A 23562-nucleotide genomic window follows, 5' to 3' on the forward strand; every position below is an offset into this window, starting at 1 on the left:
AAGCGACCGTTCACCACCAGCCGTACCTGCGGGGACTCATGCGTTTCTTTACCCTTTTCATCGCTTTGTTCGCGCTGCTGGCGGGGCCTGCCTTTGCCGCCAAGAAATTGAAGCCGGTGCAGACCGCCGCCACCACCACGACCGCGGGGCGCCCGCCGGTGCCATCGGCGACCGACCCCGAAAATTTGCTCTATCTCGACCTGTCGACGGGCGGCCGCGTCGTCATCTGGCTGCGCCCCGATGCCGCGCCGAAGATGGTCGAGCGGATCAAGACGCTGACGCGCCAGCATTTTTATGACGGGCTGAAGTTCCACCGCGTGATCGAAGGCTTCATGGCGCAAACCGGCGACCCGAAGGGCGACGGCACCGGCGGATCGACGCTGCCCGACGTGCCGGCCGAATTCAATTTCCTGCCGCACGTCCGCGGTGCCGTGTCGGCGGCGCGCGAAGGGTCGGCCGAGGGCGCCACGGTCGAGGAAGTGACCAAGGCCGAGAACAGCGCCAACAGCCAGTTCTTCATCGTGTTCAACCCGACGCTGAAGCTCGACCGCAAATACACCATTTTCGGGCGCGTCATCTCCGGCATGGAATATGTCGACGCGGTCGCGCGGGGTGAGCCGCCGGTGAATCCCTCGCGCATCCTGCACGCCTATATCGCGGCGGATTCGCCGCCAGCCTATGCGCCGCCGCCGCCCGCGCCGGTCGCGCTGCCGCCCGCGACGCTGCTGCCGACAAAGCCCGCGCCGAAGCCGCCGGTGGTGCGTCAATCGGGCCGCAAGGGCGGCTGACGCCGCAGCCAGCCGGACACCGCCGATGAACGTCGACCTGTTCGATTTCACGCTGCCGCTGGAGCGGATTGCGCTGCGCCCGGCGGTGCCGCGCGATGCCGCGCGGCTGCTGGTGCTGGAGGGCGGCGCCACGCATGATCGCCGCGTCGTTGACCTGCCCGCGTCGCTGCGGCCGGGCGATTTGCTGGTGTTCAACGATACGCGCGTCATCCCGGCGCAACTGGAGGGCACGCGCGGCGATTCGCGGATCGGCGCGACGCTGCACAAGCGCGAGGGGCCGCGGCGCTGGCGCGCGTTCATCCGCAACGCACGGCGGCTGCGCGATGGCGATGCGATCGACTTCGGGAATGGCGTGAGCGCGACTGCCCATGACCGCGGCGCGGACGGCAGTTTCGCGCTGGAGTTTGCAGGCGACGAGCCGGTCGAACTGCTGCTCGAACGCGCCGGGCGGATGCCGCTGCCCCCCTACATCGCCGCGCGCCGCCCGGCCGACGCGCAGGATCTCGACGATTACCAGACGATGTTTGCCGCAGAAAAGGGCGCGGTCGCGGCCCCGACGGCGGCATTGCACTTCACCCCCGCTCTGATGGAATTGCTCGCCGCCGCCGGGATAGCGCACGCGACGCTGACGCTGCACGTCGGCGCGGGCACTTTCCTGCCGGTCAAGGCGGAGGATACGACCGATCACCAGATGCACGCCGAATGGGGCCGGATCGACGCCGCCACTGCCGATCGACTGAATGCGGTCAAGGCGCGCGGCGGGCGCGTCATCGCGGTCGGCACCACCAGTTTGCGCCTGATCGAAAGTGCCGCGGGCGACGACGGTGTGATCCGTCCGTTCGAAGGCGACACCGCGATTTTCATCACGCCGGGCTATCGCTTCCGCGGGATCGACGGCTTGATCACCAACTTCCATCTGCCGCGTTCGACGCTGTTCATGCTGGTCTCGGCGCTGATGGGGCTCGATCGGATGCAGGCGGCCTATGCGCACGCGATTGCGAGCGAATATCGCTTTTACTCGTACGGAGATGCGTCGCTGCTCTTGCCGTGAAGGCGGAAGCGACTTTGTCCGGCGGCTATCGCGTGGCGTTGGATTCTACTATTCCCGACAGTTCGACGCTGCATACGTGGTGGGTGGGAGCGATACATGAAGAAGTTCGTGCTGGTCCTTTTTGCAGCGGCAGCGATAAGCAGTCCTGCCTCTGCCGCGCCGGTATCGCAGGCGACGCCTGAAGTGTCGGCGGAGGCCGACGCCCTTGGCGAATGCCTGACCAACAAATCGACCGGCGAGGACCGCATTACGCTGGCGCGCTGGGCGCTTGCCGCGATGGCCTCTGCGCCAAAGGTCGCCGACATTGCCAAGGTCGATCCGGCGCGCAAGGCGGAACTCGACAAGGCGCTGGCAGGAATCTTCACGCGGCTTATCGCGCGCGACTGCGCAGCGCAGTCGCGCCCCTTGTTCAAGTCAAAGAGCAAGGCTGGCTTCGAGGCGGCATTCGGTAAGCTCGGCCAGATCGCCTTCAAGGAGCTACTGGCCGATCCCAAAGCCGAAGAAACGCTCAGCGATTTTACGAAGTATCTGAACCAGAGCGATTTTGCCGATGTGGTCAAATAGCGTGCGTGCACCGATCTTGCTGACATTGGCGCTCGCCGCCGCGCCGCTTTCGGCGCAGAGCGTGCCGCCGGTCGCCGCGCCGCCGCTTGGGCCGCAGCAGCGGCAACCCGCCGCGACGATCGTCGCGGAACCGGCCGCGATGTTCATTGCGGCGTGCGACGCGAATGGCGATGGGCGGACGACGCGCGATGAGCTCACCGCGTGTGTCGCGCGGACGTTTGGCGAGGTCGATGGCGGCCGCACAGGGTCGATCGGCTATATCGGCTATGCCGATTGGGCGCTGAAATGGCTGGGAGACCGCAATGCGCTGCCCAGCCCGTTCGGGGTGGATCGCGACGGCGACAATCGCATCACGCTGGCCGAGCTGGAGGCGCAGTTTGCCAGCCTGTTCGACCGCTTCGATGCCGACAAGGACGGGGCGGCCACGCGCGCGGAATTGCTGACGATTCGCGCGGGGGCGTTCCCGGAAGGCGGCCCGGCCAAAAAGGCGCGCGGGCGCGGCCCGGAACCGCGCTGAGCCGATCCGATGACGCCGCGCTACCGCCTCGTCATCTTCGATTTCGACGGGACGCTGGCCGATAGCGGCGACTGGTTCGTGTCGGTCCTCGATCCCCTGGCCGAGCGCTTCAAGTTTCGCAGCGTCACGGCCGAGGAGGTCGAGATGCTGCGCGGGCGGACGTCGAGCGAGGTAATCCGCTACCTCGGCATCCCGCGCTGGAAGCTCCCGGCGATCGGGCGTTACGTCCACGCCCTGTTGGCGCAACAGGCCGATCGGATCGCCCTGTTCGATGGAATCGTAGCGGTTTTACAGAAACTTGCGGAGAATGACGTGCGGATCGTGCTGGTCACGTCGAACGCGGAAGACAATGCGCGTGCAATCCTTGGCTCGGCCAATGCCGCGCTGTTCGAGCGGTTCGAATGTGGCGCGTCGCTGTTCGGCAAGGCGCGGCGCTATCGTCGGGTGCTGCGCAAGACCGGGGTGGCGGCGGCGGAGGTGATTTCGATCGGCGACGAGACGCGCGACGTGGTGGCGGCGCGGAAAGTTGGCATTGCGGCGGGTGCAGTGCTGTGGGGTTATGCCAATCGCGACGCGCTGACGCAGGCGAAACCGGATTTTCTGTTCGAGCGCCCGGAGCAGGTGCTCGGCCTTGTGCTCGGGGATGCCGCCTAGGAAGTGCGTGACTCGCGCTGCGCGGTCGCGCTAGTCGCTCGGGATGTCCAGTGCAGCAGCGGCGACCGCGCCCGATCGATCCTTCACCCCGACCCGTCATAAGGGCCTGACCTATCCGTTCGGCGGGGCGGAGCCGGCGGCGGGTGCGGTGATGACGGTGGCACCCGGCGTGCGCTGGGTGCGGCTGCATGTTCCGGGGCCATTGAAGCACGTCAATTGCTGGCTGATCGACGATAGCGATGCCCAGGGCGAGGGCATCGCGCTGGTCGATACCGGCATGAACACCTCGGACGCCCGCGGCGCGTGGAAGGCGCTGTGGCAGGGGCCGCTGGCGGGCGTGCGCGTCACCAAGATGATCGGCACGCATTTCCACCCGGATCATATCGGTCTGGCCGGATGGATGCACGACAAGCACAAATGCCCGGTGGTGATGACGCGCGGCGAATGGCTGACCGCGCAGATGCTCGTCGCGGATGCGCGCGATGCGGTGCCCGACGATGTGACCGCGATGCGCGTCGCGGCGGGTTGGGATGCGGAGCAAATCGCGCACGCCGCCGCGCGCGGTTGGGCCGGGTTTCGCCATATCGTGACGCCGATGCCGCTCAGCTTTACGCGGATCAAGGATGGCGACACGCTGCGGATCGGCGCGACCGACTGGCAGATCGTTGTCGGATCGGGCCATAGTCCGGAACATGCCTGCCTGTATGACCCGGTAGGCAAGGTGCTGATTGCGGGCGACCAGGTGTTGCCGCGGATCAGCCCCAACGTCTCGCTGGGCGTGACCGAACCCACTGCCGATCCGCTGGGCGAATGGTTCAATTCGATCGCGAAGCTGAAGGGCTTGCCGGACGATGTGCTGGTCTTGCCGGGGCATGGCGACCCCTTCACCGGCCTGCACGCGCGCCTCGATGCGATGGATCGAGAACATCGCGAGCGGCTCGATGAATTGCACGTGTTCCTGGCCGAGCCACGCCGCGCGGTCGACTGCTTTGGGCGGCTGTTCCGCCGCGCGATCGGGCCGGACATGCTGGGCATGGCGACGGGTGAATCGCAGGCGCATCTGCGGCGGCTCGAGGTCGAGGGGCGGGCGACCAAAGCGGTGGAAGACGGCGTGTGGTGGTATCGCGCGGCCTAGGTTAGGCTAGGCCTAGCGCCGGGGGGCGAATCGCTGGAGAGACACATGTGCGACGAGTTCACCGCAGCCGATAATGACGCGCATCTCGGGATCGTAACGTCGGCGGTAACACGGCGCGGATTCGCCTCGCTGGCTGGCGGGGCCGGCCTTGCGATGCTGCTGCCGGCCCCGGCCAATGCCGCCAAGATCAGCGGCAAGGACGTGACGATCGCCACGCCCGATGGCTCCGCCGACGCCTATTTTGTCGCCCCGACGACGGGCAAGCATCCCGCCGTGCTGGTGTGGCCCGATATCATGGGCCTGCGCCCGGCATTCCGGCAGATGGCCGATCGGCTGGCGCAAAGCGGCTATGCCGTACTGGTCGTCAATCAATTCTACCGATCGACCAAGGCACCGTTCCTGGCACCGGGCGAAAGCTACGACCAGCCCGAGGTGCGCGCCAAGATCGGTCCGTTCGTCAAGGCGCTGAGCCCGGCGGGCACGGTCAGCGACGCCAAGGCGTTCGTCGCGTTCCTCGATGCGCAAAAGCAGGTCGATACGAAGCGCGGCGTGGGCACCAGCGGGTATTGCATGGGGGGACCGATGGTGATGCGCACGGCGGCGGCGATCCCAGGGCGGATCAAGGCGGGCGCGAGCTTCCACGGTGGCGGGCTGGTCGGTACGCAGCCCGACAGCCCCGACAAGCTGATCCCGCAGATGAAGGCCCGCTATCTGATCGCGATCGCCGAGAATGACGATGCGCGCGCGCCGGGCGACAAGGACGTGCTGCGCGCTGCCTTTGCCGCCGCCAAGCTGCCCGCCGAGATCGAGGTCTATGCCGGGACCAAGCACGGCTGGTGCCCGCCCGACAGCCGCGTTTACGACGCCGCGCAGGCCGACAAGGCGTGGGGGCGGATGCTGGACCTGTTCAAGACGGCTTTGGTCTGAGGGGCTTGACCGTCGGCGTCAGGAATGTTCCACTAATGTTCTAAGAACATGACTCGGGACGGACCAATGGCGCTGACGTTTTACACCAACCCGCGGTCGCGCGGGCGGATCGTGCGCTGGATGCTGGAGGAGGTCGGTGCGCCGTATGAGACGGTGGTGCTCGATTACGCGTCGACGATGAAGGCTGAGCCGTATCTGTCGATAAACCCGATGGGGAAGGTGCCCGCGATCGTTCATGACGGGCGGGTGGTCACCGAATGCGCCGCGATCTGTGCCTATCTGGCGGAGGCGTTTCCGGAGGCCGGGCTGGCCCCGACCGCAGACGAGCGTGCGGACTATTACCGGTGGATGTTCTACGCATCGGGCCCGGCCGAACAGGCGATCACCAACCGCGCGATGGGGTTCGTGCCCAAGGCCGAGCAGGAGCGGATGGCGGGGTACGGCACCTTCGATATCGTGGTGGATACGCTGGAAATGGCGGTTTCGGCGCATCGCTATCTTGCGGGCGATCGGTTTACGGCGGTGGACGTCTACGCCGGATCGCAAGTGGCGTGGGGTGTGCAGTTCGGCTCGCTGCCGAGGCGGGCGGCGTTCGAGGATTATCTTGCGCGGGTGCTGGCGCGGCCGGCATATCGGCGGGCGGGCGCGATCGATGATGCGCTGATCGCGGGGGAGGCGGCGTCGGCTCGGTGAGGGGCGGGGAGTACGGTTGGTGAGGCTCCCCGGGGTTCTGCCCTCGCAGGATTACGAAGGGGGGCGGTGTCGGCTATCGCCCAGTTGTGGACATTCGGTAGTGCGGCCAACGATCGTCACCCCGGTCTCGTGCCGGGGTCCATTCATCCGCACGCGAGGCGTTTCGAGCTTCGAGCGGTGCGTCTGTCGCACAGTGGACCCCGGCACAAGGCCGGGGTGACGGAACGGCAGCTTTCCAACAATTCTCGCCGTTCGGATCGCTGACGCGATGCAGCCATACCTGAAAGCGGACGGGCCGCTATCGGGCGGAAAAGCATACTGGCCGCTAACGCCCATTAGCCGGCATCGCTCAAAAATCCGTTTTTGCGTCACCCCGGCCTTGTGCCGGGGTCCACCGGGGGGCAGTCTGGCCGGCATGACGATCGAGCGCGCGCCCTGCGTCTACATCCTGGCGAGCGGGTATAACGGATCGCTCTATGTCGGCGTCACATCCGACCTGATCGGCCGGATCATGCAGCATCGTGCCGGCACGTTCGATGGGCATACAAAGAAGTACCGGATCTATCGGCTGGTTTATTTCGAGGTTGCCGACACGATGGACGCCGCCATTGCGCGCGAGAAGCAGTTGAAGCGATATCCGCGCGACTGGAAACGTAACCTCATCGAGCGTGAGAATCCGGTGTGGAATGACCTAGCGGTCGCATTCGGATTGCCACCGCTGGCGCGTTGATTGCGGCACAGTGGACCCCGGCACGAGGCCGGGGTGACGATGAGGGGGCACCAATTCGGGTCGTTGAGCGGCGTGCTGATAGCGGTCGCTTATGGGTTCACAAGCTAGATCAGGTGCTGTCAAAGCCACGTCCCTCACGCCCGACGCCTGACGTGTTGCACGCAGCCCATCGACAGGCCGACGGGGCGAACGCGGGGGAGGGGATCAGCGCGTCTCGCGCCGCCCCGGCAGCGCCGCCATCACCGCCGCGCGCCATTCGGGCGTGCCGCTGCCCCAGGCGGCGATTTCGTCGAGGGTGCGGGCGCAGCCGCCGCATTGGCCGCTCGACCGGTCGATCTCACACAGGTTGATGCACGGGCTGACGATCGTGGAGACGATCTCGATGAACCCATCCACGGTTCAGTCGGTCAGCTTGGCCATAAGGAAGCTCGGCATCGGGCCGTTCCAACCGCCATCATCGACCGCATCGGCAAGCTGCGGCTGCTCCGACCGGGCCGGACGCTCGTCCCGCGGCGGGCGCGAATCGCGGGCGGGGCGGTCTTCGCGCGGCGGGCGGGCATCGCGTGCCGGGCGTGGGGTGCGGGCTGGGCGTTCGGCTTCGACCGCCACTTTTTCCGCTGGAGCGGACACCGGCTTGGGCGCAGACTTCTTGCCGCGTCCACGACTGCGCGGGGCGGCCTCTTGCGGCGCTTCGGCCTCCTCCGCTGCCGGCGCGTCGCCCGCTTCGTAGCGTTCGATCTTCAGCCCGGTCAGTTTCTCGATATTCTGGATATTCTCGGCATCGTCGGGCGTCGCGAAGGTGAAGGCGATGCCGGTCGCGCCCGCGCGCCCGGTGCGGCCGATGCGGTGGACATAATCGTCCGGGTGCCACGGCGCGTCGAAATTGAACACATGGCTGACGCCCTTGATGTCGATCCCGCGCGCGGCGACGTCGGACGCGACGAGGATGTTGACCTCGCCTTTCTTGAAGCGATCGAGCTCGGCGATGCGCTGCGACTGTTCCATGTCGCCGTGGATTTCGCTGGAGGCGAACCCGGCGCGTTGCAGCGCCTTGTTCAGCTCGCGCACGGTCGTCTTGCGGTTGGAGAAGATGATCCCGGTCTTCACCGCTTCCGAGCGCAGCAGCGACATCAGCCGATCGCGCTTCTTGGCGGCGGTGACCGGGACGAGCCACTGTTTGATATTGATGTTGGCGGTGGCGGGCCGGGCAACCTCGATCGACTTGGGATTGTCGAGGAATTTGTCGGCCAATTTCTTGATCGGCGGCGGCATAGTCGCGGAGAAGAGCAGGGTCTGCCGCGTCTTGGGCAGCTTGGTGCAGATTTCCTCGATATCGGGGATGAACCCCATGTCGAGCATCCGGTCGGCCTCGTCGATCACCAGCATCGAACAGCCGGTCAGCAGGATCTTGCCGCGACCGAACAGGTCCATCAGGCGGCCCGGCGTCGCGATCAGGACGTCGACGCCCTTTTCGAGCGCGGCGGTCTGATCCCCCATCGACACGCCGCCGATCAGCAGCGCCATCGAGAGCTTGTGATATTTGCCGTATTTCTCGAAATTCTCGGCAACCTGCGCGGCGAGTTCGCGGGTCGGCTCCAGGATCAGCGTGCGCGGCATCCGGGCGCGGGAGCGGCCTTCGCCGAGAATGTCGATCATCGGCAGGACGAAAGCGGCGGTCTTGCCGGTGCCGGTTTGCGCCACGGCAACCAGATCGCGCCCCATCAACACCGAGGGAATCGCGCTCGCCTGGATCGGAGTCGGCTGGGTATAGCCGGACTCGTTGACGGCGCGCTGGAGTTCGTCGGAAAGGCCGAGGTCGGCAAAAGTCATGCGGTGTCCGGAAAAAGCGGCCGGGCGAGAGCGCCAGGACCGTTCAAGCGCTTGCCGATCAGGGACGAAAAGTCAAGGTAAACGGGCGGGCCACGCCTTATCGTTTTGCCACGAGCCGCTTGAAACCGTCAATTCGGCACACGCTGCCCGAGCGTGAGCGAATCGAATCGCGGTCGGCGCAGATCATCCCGTCGGTCGTGCCCTTCACGTACAAACCGGAATAGAAATCGAGCGCCGGGCAATCGTCGTCGAAGCCTGCGCGCAACCGCGTGCCGTCCGCCACGATCAGATCGACGCTATCGCCGCCGGTGATGATCGCCCCTTCCAGCGCGCTCATCGGCACGCAGCGCGGGCCCTTTTTCTCGACCCAGCGCACGGCCGCGGGTTCGGATTTCTGCTCGGGCCGCCGCCCGAGGATGCGCGGGATGCGGATCACGATGCGCTGGTGAATCGAAAGCTGCGCAAGTTCCGCGCCGTCCCATTGCGCAACCTGCGCCGAGGCCGCGGGGGTGAGCGTCAAAAGCAGCAGAAAGGGCAAAGCGGCGTTGGGCATGGGTCGGCCAGCGATACCTTTTACGCTTGAACGTCGGATGAATTGGCAACGTTCATGCCGCGATGATAGAGCGCCTGCAATGACGAATGCCATCTTCTCCGATACCATCCCCGAGCGTCAGGCGCGGCTGATCGACGCGGTGCGCACCGCCCTTGGGGACAAGGCGGTGGTGACCGATCCGAACGACATCGCACCGTGGCTCGACGACTGGCGCGGCCGCTATCACGGCGCGAGCGTCGCGATCCTGTCGCCCGATACGACCGAGGGTGTCGCGACCGTCGTGCGGTTGGCGGGGGCGTTCGGTGTGGCGTTGGTGCCGCAGGGGGGAATACGTCGATGGTCGGCGGGGCGACTCCGCCCGCCGATGGTTCGGCGGTGATTCTGTCGCTCCGGCGGTTGAACCGGATTCGGTCGATCGATCCCGCTGCGCAGCTGGCGGTGGCGGAGGCAGGGGTGATTCTCCAGACGCTGCACGAGGCGGCGGAGGCACGCGGCTTGCGCTTTCCGCTGACGCTCGGCGCGCGCGGCAGTGCGACGATCGGCGGGCTCGCCTCGACCAATGCCGGGGGCACGCAAGTGCTGCGCTTCGGCACGATGCGCGCCCTGGTCGCCGGAATCGAGGCGGTGCTGCCCGACGGATCGATCTATGACGGGCTTGCCGCCTTGAAGAAGGACAATCGCGGCTATGACCTGACGCAGTTGCTGGTGGGCGCGGAGGGGACGCTGGGCGTCATTACCGCGGCGACACTGCGGCTGGTGCCCGCGGTGCAGGACCGGGCGACCGGGTGGCTTGCGGTTCGATCTCCCGCCGACGCGCTGCAGGTGTTGCGCGCGATGGAGGCGCGCTCGGGCAGTGCGATCGAGAGTTTCGAACTGGTGCCCAAGATCGCGATGGACCTGGTGCTGAAGCATATTCCGGGCACCCGGCCGCCGCTTGCGGGCGTGCATCCGTGGCTGGTGCTGGTCGATTATGTCACGCCGAGCGGCGGGGCGACCGCGCAAGCCGCGCTGGAGGAGCTGCTGCAGGGCGTGCTTGCGGCCGGGCTGGCGCAGGATGCGGTGGTCGCCGCGAGCGAAGCGCAGGCCGAGGCGTTCTGGCGCTTACGCGATTCGATTTCGGAAGCCGAGCGCGCCGAGGGGCCAACGATGGCGCATGACATTTCGGTGCCGGTCGACACGATGCCGACCTTCATGCTCGACGCGGCGGCCAGGGTTGAGGCGGCATTTCCCGGCGTCCACGCGAGCGCGTTCGGGCATCTGGGCGACGGAAACGTGCATTTCCACGTCAATGCCCCCGCCGGAGTCGACGCGGCCCGTTGGCGGGCCGAGGTGGGAGAGCCCGCCAGCCATCTGGTGTACGATCTGGTGGTCGCGGCGGGCGGCTCGATTTCGGCCGAACATGGCATCGGCCAGATGAAGCGGGAGGAACTCGCGCGGCTGTCCTCCCCCGCGCGGATGGCGGCGCTGCGTGCGATCAAGGCGGGGCTGGACCCCAACGGATTGATGAACCCGGGGAAATTGCTCGCCCTTGCGGAAACGCCGTCCGCACCATAGAGCCAGCGGCCATTCGGCGTGGCGTTTGCGCGCTTTCATTTTCGATTGGAGAATTACCGATGGCCAGCGCGCCGCAATCGCTTCCGTTGTTCTACAACACGCTCGAACCGCTTTCGAGCGAGACTCATGCCGCATTCAAGCTGCGTGTGCAGGATCGCGCGAAGTTCCTGGTCGGGCAGCACGCGATTCCGATCACGGTCGATGAATTCGTCGCAGCACAGCGCACCCTGCCGATCGTCTTCACGACGGGCGACGACGCCATTCCGATCGCGCTGATGGGCCTGAACGAAGGCGTCAACGTCTTCATCGAGGACGATGGCAAGATGATCGACGAGCCGGTCTATGTGCCTGCTTACGTCCGCCGTTACCCCTTCATGCTCGCGCGGCTGCGCCCGGATGCCGAGGAATTGTCGCTCTGCTTCGATCCGACCGCCGACACGCTTGGTGCGTTCGAGGATGGCGAGGCGCTGTTCGAAGACGGCAAGCCGACCGAGATCGTCCAGAACATCCTGACCTTCAACGAACAGTTCGAACAGGCTGGCGCGCGCACCGCGAACTTCATGACCGAGCTGCGCGAACTCGGGCTGCTGATGGATGGCGAAGTCACGCTGCAGATGCAGGGCTTCGAACAGCCGTTCGTCTATCGCGGTTTCCAGATGATCAATGAGGAAAAGCTCAACGATCTGCGCGGCGATCAGCTGCGCAAGATCCAGAAGTCGGGCCTGCTCGCGCTCATTTACGCGCACATGTTCTCGCTCGCCGCGCTGCCGCAGGTGTTCGAGCGGCAGGTGAAGCTCGGCAAGGCACCGACGCCGCAACTGGTGTAAACCTATGACGCGCCGCGCGCTGATCCGGATCGATCGGTACACGCGCGGCGCGATTCTGCTGCATTGGGCCATCGCCGCGCTGGTGCTGGTCAATCTGACGATCGGGCTGCTGCACGAATCGCTGTTGCGCGGCGTGGCCGGTGCGATGCCGCTGCATCTGTCGATCGGCATTGCCGTGCTGGCGCTGAGCCTCGCGCGAATCGGGTGGCGGCTGGCCTATCGCCCGCCGCCACCCCCGATCGCGCTCAGCGCACTGGAGCGGCGTGCCGCCGCTGCCACCCATATCGGCTTCTATGCTTTGTTGCTGATCCTGCCGCTGACAGGGTGGATGCTGGTGTCGGGCAAGCCGACGAGCAAGCCGTTCGGCTGGTTCGGCCTGTTCGACGTGCCGCCATTGCCCGTCACGCGCGCTGTGAGCGGCGTGGCGCACCAAGCGCATGGCGTGCTCGGATATGCGATGGCGGCGCTGGTGCTGCTGCACGTCGCCGCTGCGTTGCGGCATCACTTCGTGCTGCGCGACGGCGTGCTCGCGCGGATGATTCCTGTGCTTTTGCCGCGCGGCTGATACGTGTGATTACGGGGGTCGATTTTCTCCCTTGAAGCCCGAAAACGGCTTCCCTATATCCAATTCACGCGGTTCGTGTTCCCCCCTTTCGCGGACCGCGCGGCGCCCTTTCAGGGCGCCTCCTCCCTGAACCTTGGCCACCGCGTGCATCGCACGCGGTGGTTTTTTTGGTGTTATTCGGCGGCGATCGGGAAGGCCGCGCTTGCCTCGTCTGCGAGCACGTCAATCATGCGCCGCAGCAAGGCCGCGGTCGCCGCCAGGCCGTCCCCCGGGCCATCGCCTGCCGGATCGAGATAGAGGCTGCGATCGAATTCGATCTGCACGGCATGGATGCCGTCGGCCGGCCGGGCGTGCGTTTCCAGGATATGCCCGCCGGCATAGGGCGCGTTGAGCGCAACCGCGTGATCCGCACTGTGCGCGACCGACTCGATCGCCGCGACGAAGCGGCTGTGCGCGCTGCGGCCGAAGCGATCGCCGATCACGATGCGCGGCTTGCCCGGCCCGAGCGACGGCATCGAATGCACGTCGAGCAGCACCGCCGTTCCGAAGCGTGCGCGGGCGGCGGCGAGTTCGCTGGCCAATTGCGCGTGATAGGGGCGATGATCCTGGCGAATTCGCGCCGCCACATCATGGGCATCGAGCCGCCGCCGCCACAATTCGCCCGCACCCATCACCCGTCGAGGGACCAGCCCAAGACCGCCGCGGACCTTGGCCGAAAGGCGCGGCAAGGCCGTCCAGACCGCGCCTTCATCGATCGCGGGATCGCGTTCCAGCTCCGACCGGTTGAGATCGATCCACGCGCGTGCGCGGCGCTGCACCAGCATCGTTTCGCGACCCAACCCCAGCGCGTGCGCGGCGAGCGCCACGGCATCGACATGGCGGTCCTCCAAGATGGTGACGGCGGCGATCGGAACACGCAACGCGGTGCGCAGCGCCAACGGATAGTCGCGCCCCGCATGAGGGACCGACAGCACGACCGGGCTGGACGGCACAGGATCGCCATAGCGGTCAAAAGATGGGGACGAAGCGGTCATTTCCGTGCATGGTATCACAGGTCGCACGACGGATCGGCGAGAAATTCTTAAGGGCTTTTCGCGTACAGGTCGGCGGCCGGCAGAGGCCATGAGGCAGGGTTTGAGTATGATACGGATTTTGCTGGCAGAGGATGATCGCGTGATGCGCGAATACCTCACCCGCGCACTGGAACGGTCGGGTTACGCAGTATCCGCGGTCGATCGCGGGACGGCGGCGATCCCGCTGCTGGAAACCGAACATTTCGACCTGTTGCTGACCGATATCGTGATGCCCGAGATGGACGGAATCGAGCTGGCGCAAAAGGCCGGCGAAATGGTGCCGTCGCTGCGCGTGATGTTCATCACCGGCTTCGCCGCCGTCACGCTGAAGGCGGGCAAGACGATGCCGCAGGCGCGCGTGCTGTCCAAGCCGTTCCACCTGCGCGATCTGGTGCTGGAGGTCGATCGGATGTTCGAACTGGAACGCATCAGCGACAATATCTGACGTATTGCGTATTGCAGTGCTTGCGCAGGCGCGAGGGCTTCGTTAAAGGCCGCCCCTCGCCCTGCTTTGGCACGGCGACGTGGGCGTGTAGCTCAGTGGTAGAGCACTGTGTTGACATCGCAGGGGTCGCAAGTTCAATCCTTGCCACGCCCACCATTAAAAGCCCGCCAGGCCACAAGCCTGGCGGGCTTTTTTGTGTTCTCCGGGGAATTGTTCGTGACGTCCGCAACCGCGCTTGGCATCGATTTCGGCACGACCAATACCGTCGTTGCGCGTGGCGACGGCGCTGGCGGGGCGGATCTGGTCGATTTCGTCGGGACGGACGCGACCGGGGCGGTGTTTCGCTCGGCGCTGTGCTTCTGGGAAGAAGAGCGTGGGTGGAACGGCGTGGCGCATGACGCGGGCCCGTGGGCCGTTTCGGAATATCTGCAATCGCCGCTCGACAGCCGTTTCGTGCAATCGTTCAAGACGGTCGCGGCGAGCCCGTTGTTCGAGCGCGCGCAAATCTTCGGACGCAATTTCCGCTTCGAGGATTTCGGGCGGCTGTTCCTGCAGAAACTGGTGGCCCACGCCGGTGGCACACTCGATTCGCGGCCGAGCCGGATCATCGTCGGGCGGCCGGTGGTTTATGCCGGGGCGCGGCCCGACCCGGAGCTGGCCCGGCTACGGTACGACGCGATGTTCGCCGAATTCGGCGTCGAGTTGCATTATGTCTACGAACCGCTCGGCGCGGCATTCAGCTATGCCGCGCGGCTGACAGAGCCGGCGACGGTTCTGGTCGCCGATTTCGGCGGCGGCACAACCGACTTTTCGATCGTGCGTGTGGCAGAACCCGGCGCGCTGACGCGCTGCGTACCGCTCGCCTCCGCAGGCGTGGGGATCGCGGGCGACCGGTTCGACCGGCGGATCATGGATCGGCTGGTGCTGCCGCTGTTGGGCAAGGGGACCCGCTATCGTTCGTTCGGCAAGGAATTGGAGATTCCCGGCGGTTACTTCGCCGATTTCGCGGATTGGTCGCGGCTCGCGCTGATGCGCAACCGGCGAACGCTGGAGGAACTGCGCAAGCTGGAGCGCAGTGCGCTCGATCCCGAACCGATCGGCCGGATGATCGCGCTGATCGAACATGAGCAAGGCTTTCCGTTGTACGATGCCGTCGGCAAGGTGAAGCGTGCCCTGTCGCAGGACGAGGAGGCCGAACTGGTGTTCAGCGGCGGCGGAATCGAGATCGCGGCGCCGGTCCGGCGCGCCGATTTCGAAAGCTGGATCGCCGAGGATCTGCGCGCGATCGAACAGGCGCTGGACACGGCGCTGGAGCGGGCGGGGATGGCACCGGCGGCGATCGACCGGGTGTTCCTGACGGGCGGTTCCTCGCTGATCGCGGCGATCCGCGCGATGTTCGACCGGCGCTTCGGGACCGAGCGCATCGCGACCGGGGGCGAATTGACCTCGATCGCGCACGGCCTCGCCTTGATCGCCGACGAGCCGGATTTGCGCGCATGGACGGTGTGAGCGCGCCGGTCCTCTACACTTTTCGCCGCTGCCCCTATGCGATGCGGGCGCGGCTCGCGCTGGCGGTCAGTGGGGTTGGGTGCGAGCAGCGGGAGGTGGCGCTGTCGGACAAGCCCGCCGCGATGCTCGCCGCCTCGCCCAAGGGGACCGTGCCGGTGCTGCAACTCGCGGATGGGACGGTGATCGACGAGAGCATCGATATCATGCGGTGGGCGCTGGGCACGGCCGATCCGGAAGGGTGGCTGTCGCGCGACGACCCGGACCTGATCGCGACCAACGACGGCCCATTCAAGCGCGACCTCGACCGCTACAAATATCCCGAGCGCTTCGGGAGCGATCCGGTGGCGCACCGTGAGGCGGGACTGACGTTCCTGGCGCAGCTCGAGCAGCGGCTTGCCGCAGGCGGGCAGCTGTGCGGTGCGCAGCGCGGGCTCGCCGACATGGCGATCATGCCGTTCGTCCGGCAATTTGCGGCGGTCGATCGCGCCTGGTTCGATCGGCAAGCGCTGCCGCACCTGCATGTCTGGCTGGCGGGCCATCTGAGGTCCGATCTGTTCGCGGCGATCATGCAGAAGCGACCGCGCCGGGTGCCCTGACGGTGTTCGCGCGTGCCGGACGCCTTTTATAGCGGGACGAAACGGCGATTTCAGCTTTTCGACATATATAATTTTAGGCTTACGGTGAACACCGTAAGGGTTTGTCCGATATACAAATTCACCATTCCTTATGGTTAGCTTCCTTCACCGATAAGGGAGAAGGACAATGAGTCGCTTGTTCGTTGGAAGCGCGATTTGCGAAATTGGGGCGAAGGGCATGATTACGCTGCCCACCGCATTCTGTATTGCGATCACTTCGCGAAAAGCGAACGATCGTCTCTTCATTTGCCTACGCAATACTAGCAAACACTTGGTCGTACATGACGAAAGCGCGATCGAAGCGCGGATGGAGCGCTTCCAGCGCCGCCGCCTGGCCGAGGGCGGGTTGCTGCGCGCCGAATATATGATCGACCTGCGCCGCGACCTTGGCTTCACCGCGCCCGGCTGGCTCAACGGCAAGGGCCAGATCGCGATCGCGCCGTGGCTCAACCTCCGCCACGGCGAGGCGCACCGCGCACTCGTCGTCGGCATGGGCGACAGTTTCGAGATCTGGGATCTCGACCAGATCATGGCCGGCAAACACGACGAACTGCGCTTGCTCGCCTCGCTTCACCTCGATTTGGCCGCCGCTGGCCGTTCCACGGGAACCGACAATGAATCTTCTTTGCGCTCTGTCCGGCCACGCCATCGCACCAACGTCGCTGGAAAACCAAGGCTTCCGGTTCACGCGGTGCACCCGTTGCTCCCGCGACATGATTCGATCATCGACGGCGGCTGATGCGCCGTGGATCGCGGTGCCCGCCGGGCTGCAGGTGGCGTGGCGCAATGTCGATCTGGCGGTGTTCAAGCGCCGTTCGCGCATCGCGGTGAGGCTGGAGGCGATCGGGCAGGCGATCAGCGGCACGCTGGCCGCTGCGCGCGTCGGCGTTGCGCTGCTGCACTGGGGTACGATGGATCGGCTGCGGCGCAAGCGCGATCGGCTGCGCGCGCGCTCGGCCTATGCGCTGGCCGCCGGACGCCGCGTCATTCGCCTGGGGCCGCCCAAGGTGGCGAAGCGAAGCTGGAACGTGACGGTGCAAATCCGCTACCGTCAGGACAATGCCGTGGACACGCACCGCATCGCCGCGTGATTACGGAAAGATCGCGCCGATGACGCCTGCGACATCGGCCGGATCGAGCGTGTCGAGATTGATCTCCATATCAGGACTGACGCTGTAGCCGGTCGTGGCGCCATTCCGGTCGAAGGTGACGGTAACCAGGCGATACGCCTTGCCAACGCGGATTGCGGCGAGGCCGCCGGCCACCGCCGGTCGATCCGGATCGACCACGACAACTGCCGCCGCCGGCAGGCCAGCGCCGAGCGTCGCCCGGCACACCCGCAGCGCGAAGGCGCGCGGCCCGGCGCGGGTGGGGGCCTCCACCATCTCGTCGCTCGCGGTGAAATCGATCAGCCCACCGGCGAGTGCCGTACCGTGCACGCGCAGCTCGCGCGGGCGATAGGTGGCCAGTGGCGCCCCGCCGCTATGCGCCGCCTTGGACGGTGTAATCTGGTTCTCGGGCAAGCCCGACAAGGCCTTTTTCAGCGCCGCGATCCGTTCACGCGAGCGGGCAAGGCGGGCATCCGGATCGGTGATGGTGCGGACGAAGCCGTCGAGCTCGCCGCGATTATATTGTGCGGCAATCATCGCGCGCAGGGCGGGCACGCCTTCCACCTGGAAAACTCGGCAGAGCGAGGCCAGTGTCGCCGAATTCCAGCGATCGAGCGGCTTTTGCGCATTTTCGATGCGCGAGAGGATGACCGCGGGCAGGCCATAGTCGCGATCGAGCACCGCGATCGTGAGCGCCCGATCCTGGCTGCGGCGGACGCGAAGGGCCGCGGCCAGCAGCACCGCCTCCCGCTCGTCTGCTTCGTTCCACGCCGTCAAATCGCGAAACGGGTCGGCCCAGGTGGCGATGTCGAAGCCCGGCGCATCGACGTCGAGCAGCAGAGTCTCCGGCGCGATGCCGAGTGCGCCAGCAATGCGTACCAGTTCGTCCGCGCGGGCGACAACTTCGCCACGCTCGATTTTGGACAGGCGGATATAGGGAATGTCGGCGATCAGGTTGCTGAGCGCCATCAGCTTCTGCAGGCCGTGCCGCCGCCGCTGTTCCCGCACGCGGTTGGGAAAAATGAAGGGGCGATCGGGATCGAGCAGAATTTCGCTCGGGGCGGAGGCCGCGACGGGATCGGGGCGCCGCAGCGCCGACACCGTATCAGCCAGCCGCGGTTTCGATCGTTTCGTCTGCGATCCCATAGGAAAGTGTCTCCGTCGACGGGAGTAATCCCCGGTGCCGCGTTCCTGTATAGGATGGTTTACGAAAGTTCAATAAGTCAGTGGATCAGCGGTTCCGCAGCGGGCGCGATCAGACGGGACCATGCGCCATTCGGACTGAAGGGTACTAGCGTCGTCGTCGGGCACAGTCCGGCTTGATGATGCACCAGCCAGTTGGTGGAGAGCGGGGAGGGGTGATCGGAGGAGAATGCCACGCCACTGCCGTCCGTGAAAATTCCGACCGCCGGGGGCACCGCATTGACCGGCCACCGCCGGATCAGGTCGGCGAGCAATACGTTCGCGGCGGCCGTGAGGACGGCAAGCGCCTTGGTCGATTTGCTTTCGTGGATCGGAAGCGGATTGAGCGTGCAGCGCGAATCCCAGAAGCCTATCCATAACGGCGCGCTCTCATCGCGCGTATCGATCGTCATCGTCAGCAGGAGGGCCTGGTTGGCGCGCAGTATCGGGCTGGCATGATGCGCCACCTGTCGTGCAATTCGGGCCAGCGAAAGGTCCATGCCGGGCAAGATGCGCGGCGGCGGGATCGGCGGGTTTCCCGGATCCGATTTCGCCTTGCCCGAATTCATGCAGCGCACCCTTGTTGAAAGTGATGGATCCCGGGTCGCGACGCTGCCTTAACGACAGCGTCGCGTTCCTGTGGCCGCCGATCGCATCAGTGGCGCGCCTTGCTGCCGGGCGCGTTGCCGCCCGAGAGGTCCGCACCGACGGTCGGGACGATCGCGGCGACGATCGCATCGAGATCGTGCGGGGCGCGGGGTGCGGGATGGGCGGCCTGTGCTTCGAGTGCAACGACGCGGGCGAGCGTGTTGTGTGGCTGGTCCGAGGCCGGCAGGATCGTGGGCGCAAGGCCCGCCGGGCGCTTTGCGGAACGGGCGCGGACCGGGCGGGCTGGCGTCTTGCGATATTCGGCCATCACGGCGAAGCGCGGCTGGCTGGCGGCCAGTTCGGCGATGCTGCGCGAGGCCCGCTTGGTGATCTGGCGCACGCGCTCCTTGGTCACGCCGGTGTTCGCACCCAGTTCGTCGAGCGTGGCGGCATCGAACACGCGACGTTCGACGATTTCCTTGTCGCGCTCCAGCTTCTGTTCGAGCTTGGCGATTTCGGTCGGGCAGACGCCGTGGCTGCGCGGGCGGCGGAGCATGGCGGTGCCGTGGTCGACCGGATCGGCGCCAACGACCCGCTTCGGGCGCGGGCGCTTGCGGAGCTGCTCGATCCCGGCGAGGCGCTGCTGTTCGATATATTCGTCGACCAGCGAACGGGTGGCGGCATGGGCGAGGTAATCGGATGCGCCGGCTTCGGTGCGGGCGAGCGCGCCGTCATCCTCGATGATCAATTCGAGCGTCGCTTCGTCGCCGTCCGCGCTCGACACGATCGAGTGGAGCGAAACGGTGGTTGCGTCGACCTTCTTCGCCGAGGGGCGCTGGTCGGTCATCACGCGGAAGCGCAGGCTCTGCAGTTCGCCGCGGATCTGCCAGTTCACGAAGGTGGTGAACATCGCCTTGGCGGGATCATACCCCTGGATCGCCCGGTGCACCGCGATCGCGCAGCACTGCTCGGCGTCTTCCCAATGGCCGACCAGACCGTATTGGCGGATGAAATGGCGGATGCGGGGAGCGATCAGCTTCAGGATCGCGGCGAAGGCTTTGTCGACGGCGGCGCGCTGGCGTGCAGGCGAAACATCGTCGCCCTTCGGCATGTTCGCGATGACGGCCGAAACGGCTGCTTCCAATGCGACTGTAGTTTTCGACATCCTGTGTCTCCCCAAACAAACTGTGGGATGGCGGCCCCTTGCCAACCCGTCCCTGTGATGGGTCTATCTGGGCGCGTGTCCTTTAACAGGATAGTTATTGTCCTATAAGAAAATTTACCTAGTCCTTAGGATGTATGCCGGTAATATACTGTTATATCTGCACTTTTCTGCGACGCGCGCTCAGGCGGCGAAACGTTCGGGCGTGATATGCCGATCTATAAAGCCGAGCAGCCAGGACCGATGCGCGGCGGCGGCATCGCCACTCTGCGCGATTCGTTGATTCGCGTTGGCGCTGCCGATCTGGGCGTCGAGCAGAACCTTCGCCCGGCCTGGATTGAGGCCGCCCTTCAGAAAGCGAATTGCGTCGCCAGTGCCTAGATGGTGGCCGAGATAGGCAGCGCGTGCGACTGTCACGACATCGTTGCCGATGGCAATCCCTGCCTTCTCCAATTGCGCCACGCTGCGCCGCGCGTAATCCGCAGTGGCGTTGATCGAGGCGGTGGCATCGTAGCGCAGAGCGAGCAGTGCCGATCGCGCGGCGGGCAGCACGCGGCCATCGTCGCCGAGCCAGCCCTGCTGCGTGGCGACGCCGTGCAGCCAGGTGCCGGGGCGTTCCGCCTCGCCCTGCCACGTGCCACCCAGGAACTGGCCGAGCCCGGCCGCGCTCGATCGCGGATTGCGCGAGTTGGTCTTCCACGCACCGTCACAGGTCTTGCCCGCCTCGGCATCGACGATCGCGGCGAGGGCGGCAACCGGGATGCCGGTGCGCGCCGCCGCCGCATCGAGCGCGGTGCGGTATTGCGCATTGGGGCCGAGGCCGGTGACGGCGGTGCCATTGGTGGAGGATGCTGAGAGCGCGGGGGGCGGCGTCGTTGCTGTCGCGGGGGCGGATGCCGGCGCCGTGATGGCTGGCGCGGCGGGTGCCTCCGAGGTGCCGTCGCTCTTTGCCATCAGCAACGCCAGCAGCGAATCGATGTTGAATTCGGGGCATTGCGCCGATGCCGAAGCGTCGCGATCGAAACTGTCGTCGGTGCCGAGCGCCGCGCGCCACAGCCGGGTCGAGACGTCGCTTTGCGCCTGGGCGTAGATCAGCGCCGCCTTTTCAGCCGGGGCGAGGCGACTCAAGTCGTTGGAGACGATCATACCGCATCGCGATCCGTGGTCAGGCGTGCGCGGCGGATCATGTCCTGCGCCCGGGAATAGCGGGCGGCGGAGAAATCGTCCGCGCGGTTTTGTTCGGCGGTTGCGGCAGCGCGGTCGGCCTCTTCGCGGAAGCGCGCGGCGGCCCCTTCGATCGCGCGCAACGCGCCATAGGCTTCCGTCGCTTGTTCGCGCAGCGCGGTCAGGCGCGCGTTGACGGTCGCGCGTTCGCGCACCAGCCGTTCGCGCTGTGCCCGCATCCGCGCCATGAAGGCGTGCGCCGAGGAGCCCCAGTTGCTGGCGGCGATCTCGGTTTCGCGGCGGACCGAGCGATCGACATTTTCGCGCGTCTCCTCGATCACCATCAACTGATTGACCTGGACAGCGATCGACACGCGCATCGCGTCCATTTCGCGCTGGCGCAGGCGCAGGGCTGCATCGAAGGGGGTGTTCATGCCGGTTCCTCCATGATCGCGCCAAGCGCCGCGAAGCTGTCGCTCAAATCGCCGCGATCCTGCTTGGTCTGGGTCAGCAGCGTCTCGATTTGGGGGGCGAGCGCGATCGCGCGATCGACCTCGGGATTGGCACCGGTCTGATAAGCCCCGAGCCGGACGATCTCTTCCATGTCGGCATAGGTCGACAGGACCGAGCGCGCGGCGAGGCGCACGGCATTTTCCTCGGGCTGTAATGCGCCGGGCAGCGTGCGCGAGACCGATTTCAGAATGTCGATCGCGGGATAACGTCCGCGCTCGGCGATGCGGCGCGTGATGACGATGTGTCCGTCGAGAATGCCGCGCACCGCATCGGCAACCGGCTCGTTATGATCGTCGCCATCGACGAGCACGGTGAACAGGCCGGTGATGGATCCCTGGCCGGGAAGCCCGGGGCCGGCGCGCTCCAACAGGCGCGGCAGCTCGGCGAAGACGGTCGGGGTATAGCCCTTGGTCGCGGCGGGTTCGCCACTCGCGAGACCGATCTCGCGCTGCGCCATCGCGAAGCGGGTGACCGAATCCATCAGGCACAGCACGTTCAGCCCCTGGTCGCGGAAATGTTCGGCGATGGCGAGCGTGGTCCAGGCGGCCTGACGCCGCATCAGCGCTGGTTCGTCGGAGGTGGCGACGACCACGACGCTGCGGGCGAGACCCTCGGGTCCGAGATCGTCCTCGACGAATTCCTGCACTTCGCGGCCGCGTTCGCCGATCAGGCCGATCACCGCGATGTCGCAGCCGGTCCAGCGGGCAAGCATCGACAACAGCACCGATTTGCCGACGCCCGAGCCGGCAAACAGGCCGAGCCGTTGCCCCTGGCAGAGCGGTGCGAACAGATCGAGCGCGCGTACCCCCGTGGCGATGCGGCCGCCGACACGGGCGCGCTGTGCGGCGGGGGGCGGAGGTGCCTTGATCGGACGCGGATCGGTCCCCTTGGGGAGGGGGCCCTTGCCGTCAATCGGTTGGCCGAGTCCGTCGACCATGCGTCCAAGCCATGTGTCGGAAGGGCGTACCGTGAAGCGCCCAGCGACCAAGTCGGCGCGTGCCCCCGATGCGATCCCCTGCGGATCGCTGAACGGCAGGCAATGGGCGATGTTGCGGTCGAGCCCGGTCACCTCGGCCGCTACCTCTCCGTCAGCCCCCGCGACCGTGATGTGCGACCCGATCTGGGCCGCGCCGGTCAGTCCCTCGACCTCGATCAAGGCACCGCGCACGCCGATCACCCGCCCGAAACGCTGGTCGGGCGACAGATCGCGCAAGCTGCGCGCGGCGGCGGCCAGTGCCTTCATGCTGCGGCGTGAGCAACCTGTGGCGCGGTACGGGCAAGCGCGGCGGCTTCGTACTCGATCAGCGCGCGGCAATCGGCCAGCGCGCGGTAGAAATCGCCGAGCGCGACCTTGCGTGCGAAGCTGGCGCACGCTGCCTTCGCCTCATGCGCTTCCAGCGCGCCGATCAGATCGTGAAGATAGCGGACGATCTCATCGTGATGCGCGGTCGCGCCGTGCGGATCGATATAGGCGATCATGCACGCGTAATAGAGTCGGCGAGCCGGGGTGACGGCGTCTTCTGGCGACATCACTTCGCGGCCCCGCAGCAGGGAAACCTGGTTTTCGACGCATAGATCGGTGCGACCGATTGCGCGCAGCACGGCACCGTTGACGATCAGCTTCTCGCCATCGCGCAGGGAAATTCGCAAAGTCATCGGGTTTTTCCTCCTGGACGTATGCCATCTTATAGGATGGACGCCGGAAAGACGGGCCGATTGCAGGAATTTCCGCGGGAATCGCCGCACGAGCTTTCCCTCCTCCTACAATTGATGGAGCCGAGCGCCGCTGAAGTC

General features: G+C 66.2%; 27 protein-coding genes, 1 tRNA gene and 1 pseudogene. 18 read left to right on the plus strand and 11 right to left on the minus strand.

Annotation, left to right across the window (positions count from 1 at the left end; genetic code table 11):
- Nucleotides 1-38: 38 nt before the first annotated feature.
- From AB5I39_RS13070 to AB5I39_RS13110, 9 genes are all read left to right on the plus strand, one after another.
- On the plus strand, nucleotides 39-788 hold the full coding sequence (locus tag AB5I39_RS13070) for a peptidylprolyl isomerase (RefSeq protein ID WP_404367575.1): 750 nt from the start codon (nucleotides 39-41) through the stop codon (nucleotides 786-788).
- A gap of 25 nt (nucleotides 789-813) precedes the next feature.
- A complete protein-coding gene (gene queA / locus AB5I39_RS13075; RefSeq protein WP_404367578.1) occupies nucleotides 814-1839 on the plus strand; it encodes a tRNA preQ1(34) S-adenosylmethionine ribosyltransferase-isomerase QueA in 1026 nt (341 codons plus the stop codon).
- Nucleotides 1840-1935: 96 nt separating this feature from the next.
- The gene (locus AB5I39_RS13080) at nucleotides 1936-2403 is read left to right on the plus strand and encodes a hypothetical protein (protein WP_404367581.1); all 468 of its coding nucleotides are present in this window, start codon (nucleotides 1936-1938) and stop codon (nucleotides 2401-2403) included.
- 1 nt (nucleotide 2404) lies between these two features.
- A complete protein-coding gene (locus tag AB5I39_RS13085; RefSeq protein WP_404367584.1) occupies nucleotides 2405-2920 on the plus strand; it encodes an EF-hand domain-containing protein in 516 nt (171 codons plus the stop codon).
- Between the two features lie 9 nt (nucleotides 2921-2929).
- A complete protein-coding gene (locus tag AB5I39_RS13090) occupies nucleotides 2930-3574 on the plus strand; it encodes an HAD hydrolase-like protein (RefSeq protein ID WP_404367586.1) in 645 nt (214 codons plus the stop codon).
- Nucleotides 3575-3617: 43 nt separating this feature from the next.
- Complete coding sequence (locus tag AB5I39_RS13095; RefSeq protein ID WP_404367589.1) at nucleotides 3618-4709, plus strand: MBL fold metallo-hydrolase; 1092 nt, start codon at nucleotides 3618-3620, stop codon at nucleotides 4707-4709.
- A 45-nt stretch (nucleotides 4710-4754) separates the two neighbouring features.
- Nucleotides 4755-5636 (plus strand): dienelactone hydrolase family protein, encoded by an 882-nt coding sequence (locus tag AB5I39_RS13100; protein WP_404367592.1) that lies wholly within the window; start codon nucleotides 4755-4757, stop codon nucleotides 5634-5636.
- Nucleotides 5637-5702: 66 nt separating this feature from the next.
- Nucleotides 5703-6329 (plus strand): glutathione S-transferase family protein, encoded by a 627-nt coding sequence (locus tag AB5I39_RS13105; RefSeq protein WP_404367595.1) that lies wholly within the window; start codon nucleotides 5703-5705, stop codon nucleotides 6327-6329.
- Between the two features lie 268 nt (nucleotides 6330-6597).
- The gene (locus AB5I39_RS13110; protein ID WP_404367598.1) at nucleotides 6598-7059 is read left to right on the plus strand and encodes a GIY-YIG nuclease family protein; all 462 of its coding nucleotides are present in this window, start codon (nucleotides 6598-6600) and stop codon (nucleotides 7057-7059) included.
- A 204-nt stretch (nucleotides 7060-7263) separates the two neighbouring features.
- Here AB5I39_RS13110 and AB5I39_RS13115 read toward each other — a convergent pair whose 3' ends face one another.
- From AB5I39_RS13115 to AB5I39_RS13125, 3 genes are all read right to left on the minus strand, one after another.
- Nucleotides 7264-7455 (minus strand): DUF1289 domain-containing protein, encoded by a 192-nt coding sequence (locus tag AB5I39_RS13115; protein WP_404367601.1) that lies wholly within the window; start codon nucleotides 7453-7455, stop codon nucleotides 7264-7266.
- A gap of 3 nt (nucleotides 7456-7458) precedes the next feature.
- Complete coding sequence (locus AB5I39_RS13120) at nucleotides 7459-8889, minus strand: DEAD/DEAH box helicase (protein WP_404367603.1); 1431 nt, start codon at nucleotides 8887-8889, stop codon at nucleotides 7459-7461.
- A gap of 97 nt (nucleotides 8890-8986) precedes the next feature.
- Nucleotides 8987-9409 (minus strand): hypothetical protein, encoded by a 423-nt coding sequence (locus tag AB5I39_RS13125; RefSeq protein WP_404367605.1) that lies wholly within the window; start codon nucleotides 9407-9409, stop codon nucleotides 8987-8989.
- Nucleotides 9410-9521: 112 nt separating this feature from the next.
- On the opposite strand from AB5I39_RS13125, the pseudogene AB5I39_RS13130 reads away from it, so the two are divergent.
- The 3 genes and pseudogenes from AB5I39_RS13130 (at nucleotide 9522) to AB5I39_RS13140 (ending at nucleotide 12388) form a co-directional block, all read left to right on the plus strand.
- Nucleotides 9522-10996, plus strand: a pseudogene (locus tag AB5I39_RS13130) (FAD-binding oxidoreductase).
- Between the two features lie 59 nt (nucleotides 10997-11055).
- A complete protein-coding gene (locus tag AB5I39_RS13135; RefSeq protein ID WP_404367608.1) occupies nucleotides 11056-11823 on the plus strand; it encodes a SapC family protein in 768 nt (255 codons plus the stop codon).
- 4 nt (nucleotides 11824-11827) lie between these two features.
- Complete coding sequence (locus AB5I39_RS13140) at nucleotides 11828-12388, plus strand: cytochrome b (protein WP_404367611.1); 561 nt, start codon at nucleotides 11828-11830, stop codon at nucleotides 12386-12388.
- A 173-nt stretch (nucleotides 12389-12561) separates the two neighbouring features.
- On the opposite strand, the gene AB5I39_RS13145 is transcribed toward AB5I39_RS13140, so the two are convergent.
- Nucleotides 12562-13422: an N-formylglutamate amidohydrolase gene (locus AB5I39_RS13145; RefSeq protein ID WP_404367613.1), complete on the minus strand. Its 861-nt coding sequence runs from the start codon at nucleotides 13420-13422 to the stop codon at nucleotides 12562-12564.
- A gap of 106 nt (nucleotides 13423-13528) precedes the next feature.
- On the opposite strand from AB5I39_RS13145, the gene cpdR reads away from it, so the two are divergent.
- The 6 genes from cpdR to AB5I39_RS13175 all read left to right on the plus strand — a co-directional run bounded on the left by cpdR (nucleotide 13529) and on the right by AB5I39_RS13175 (nucleotide 17141).
- Nucleotides 13529-13906, plus strand: a complete 378-nt coding sequence (gene cpdR, locus AB5I39_RS13150; RefSeq protein ID WP_404367616.1) for a cell cycle two-component system response regulator CpdR — start codon at nucleotides 13529-13531, stop codon at nucleotides 13904-13906.
- An 81-nt stretch (nucleotides 13907-13987) separates the two neighbouring features.
- A tRNA-Val gene (locus AB5I39_RS13155) sits at nucleotides 13988-14062 on the plus strand.
- A gap of 60 nt (nucleotides 14063-14122) precedes the next feature.
- The gene (locus tag AB5I39_RS13160; protein ID WP_404367619.1) at nucleotides 14123-15415 is read left to right on the plus strand and encodes an Hsp70 family protein; all 1293 of its coding nucleotides are present in this window, start codon (nucleotides 14123-14125) and stop codon (nucleotides 15413-15415) included.
- Nucleotides 15403-16011, plus strand: a complete 609-nt coding sequence (locus AB5I39_RS13165; protein ID WP_404367621.1) for a glutathione S-transferase — start codon at nucleotides 15403-15405, stop codon at nucleotides 16009-16011. Before AB5I39_RS13160 ends, AB5I39_RS13165 begins: the two co-directional genes overlap by 13 nt.
- A 166-nt stretch (nucleotides 16012-16177) precedes the next feature.
- Entirely contained in the window at nucleotides 16178-16789 is a 612-nt protein-coding gene (locus AB5I39_RS13170) for a hypothetical protein (protein ID WP_404367623.1), read from the plus strand.
- Nucleotides 16764-17141, plus strand: coding sequence for a hypothetical protein (locus tag AB5I39_RS13175; RefSeq protein WP_404367626.1), 378 nt, complete (start codon nucleotides 16764-16766; stop codon nucleotides 17139-17141). Before AB5I39_RS13170 ends, AB5I39_RS13175 begins: the two co-directional genes overlap by 26 nt.
- Here the strand turns inward: AB5I39_RS13175 and AB5I39_RS13180 are convergent, their stop codons facing one another.
- The 7 genes from AB5I39_RS13180 to AB5I39_RS13210 form a co-directional block, all read right to left on the minus strand.
- On the minus strand, nucleotides 17142-18305 hold the full coding sequence (locus AB5I39_RS13180; RefSeq protein ID WP_404367629.1) for a helix-turn-helix domain-containing protein: 1164 nt from the start codon (nucleotides 18303-18305) through the stop codon (nucleotides 17142-17144).
- A 77-nt stretch (nucleotides 18306-18382) separates the two neighbouring features.
- A complete protein-coding gene (locus AB5I39_RS13185) occupies nucleotides 18383-18910 on the minus strand; it encodes a hypothetical protein (RefSeq protein ID WP_404367632.1) in 528 nt (175 codons plus the stop codon).
- 86 nt (nucleotides 18911-18996) lie between these two features.
- On the minus strand, nucleotides 18997-20094 hold the full coding sequence (locus AB5I39_RS13190) for a sigma factor-like helix-turn-helix DNA-binding protein (protein ID WP_404367634.1): 1098 nt from the start codon (nucleotides 20092-20094) through the stop codon (nucleotides 18997-18999).
- Nucleotides 20095-20274: 180 nt separating this feature from the next.
- Nucleotides 20275-21237, minus strand: a complete 963-nt coding sequence (locus tag AB5I39_RS13195; RefSeq protein ID WP_404367637.1) for a peptidoglycan-binding protein — start codon at nucleotides 21235-21237, stop codon at nucleotides 20275-20277.
- Nucleotides 21234-21689 carry a hypothetical protein gene (locus AB5I39_RS13200; protein ID WP_404367640.1) on the minus strand — a complete coding sequence of 152 codons (456 nt, stop codon included), beginning with the start codon at nucleotides 21687-21689 and terminating at the stop codon, nucleotides 21234-21236. Before AB5I39_RS13200 ends, AB5I39_RS13195 begins: the two co-directional genes overlap by 4 nt.
- Entirely contained in the window at nucleotides 21686-23011 is a 1326-nt protein-coding gene (gene fliI, locus AB5I39_RS13205; protein ID WP_404367643.1) for a flagellar protein export ATPase FliI, read from the minus strand. Before fliI ends, AB5I39_RS13200 begins: the two co-directional genes overlap by 4 nt.
- Complete coding sequence (locus AB5I39_RS13210) at nucleotides 23008-23424, minus strand: flagellar biosynthesis repressor FlbT (RefSeq protein ID WP_404367646.1); 417 nt, start codon at nucleotides 23422-23424, stop codon at nucleotides 23008-23010. Before AB5I39_RS13210 ends, fliI begins: the two co-directional genes overlap by 4 nt.
- Nucleotides 23425-23562: the final 138 nt, after the last annotated feature.

Source organism: Sphingomonas sp. MMS24-J45, from assembly GCF_044881195.1.
Lineage (GTDB): Bacteria > Pseudomonadota > Alphaproteobacteria > Sphingomonadales > Sphingomonadaceae > Sphingomonas.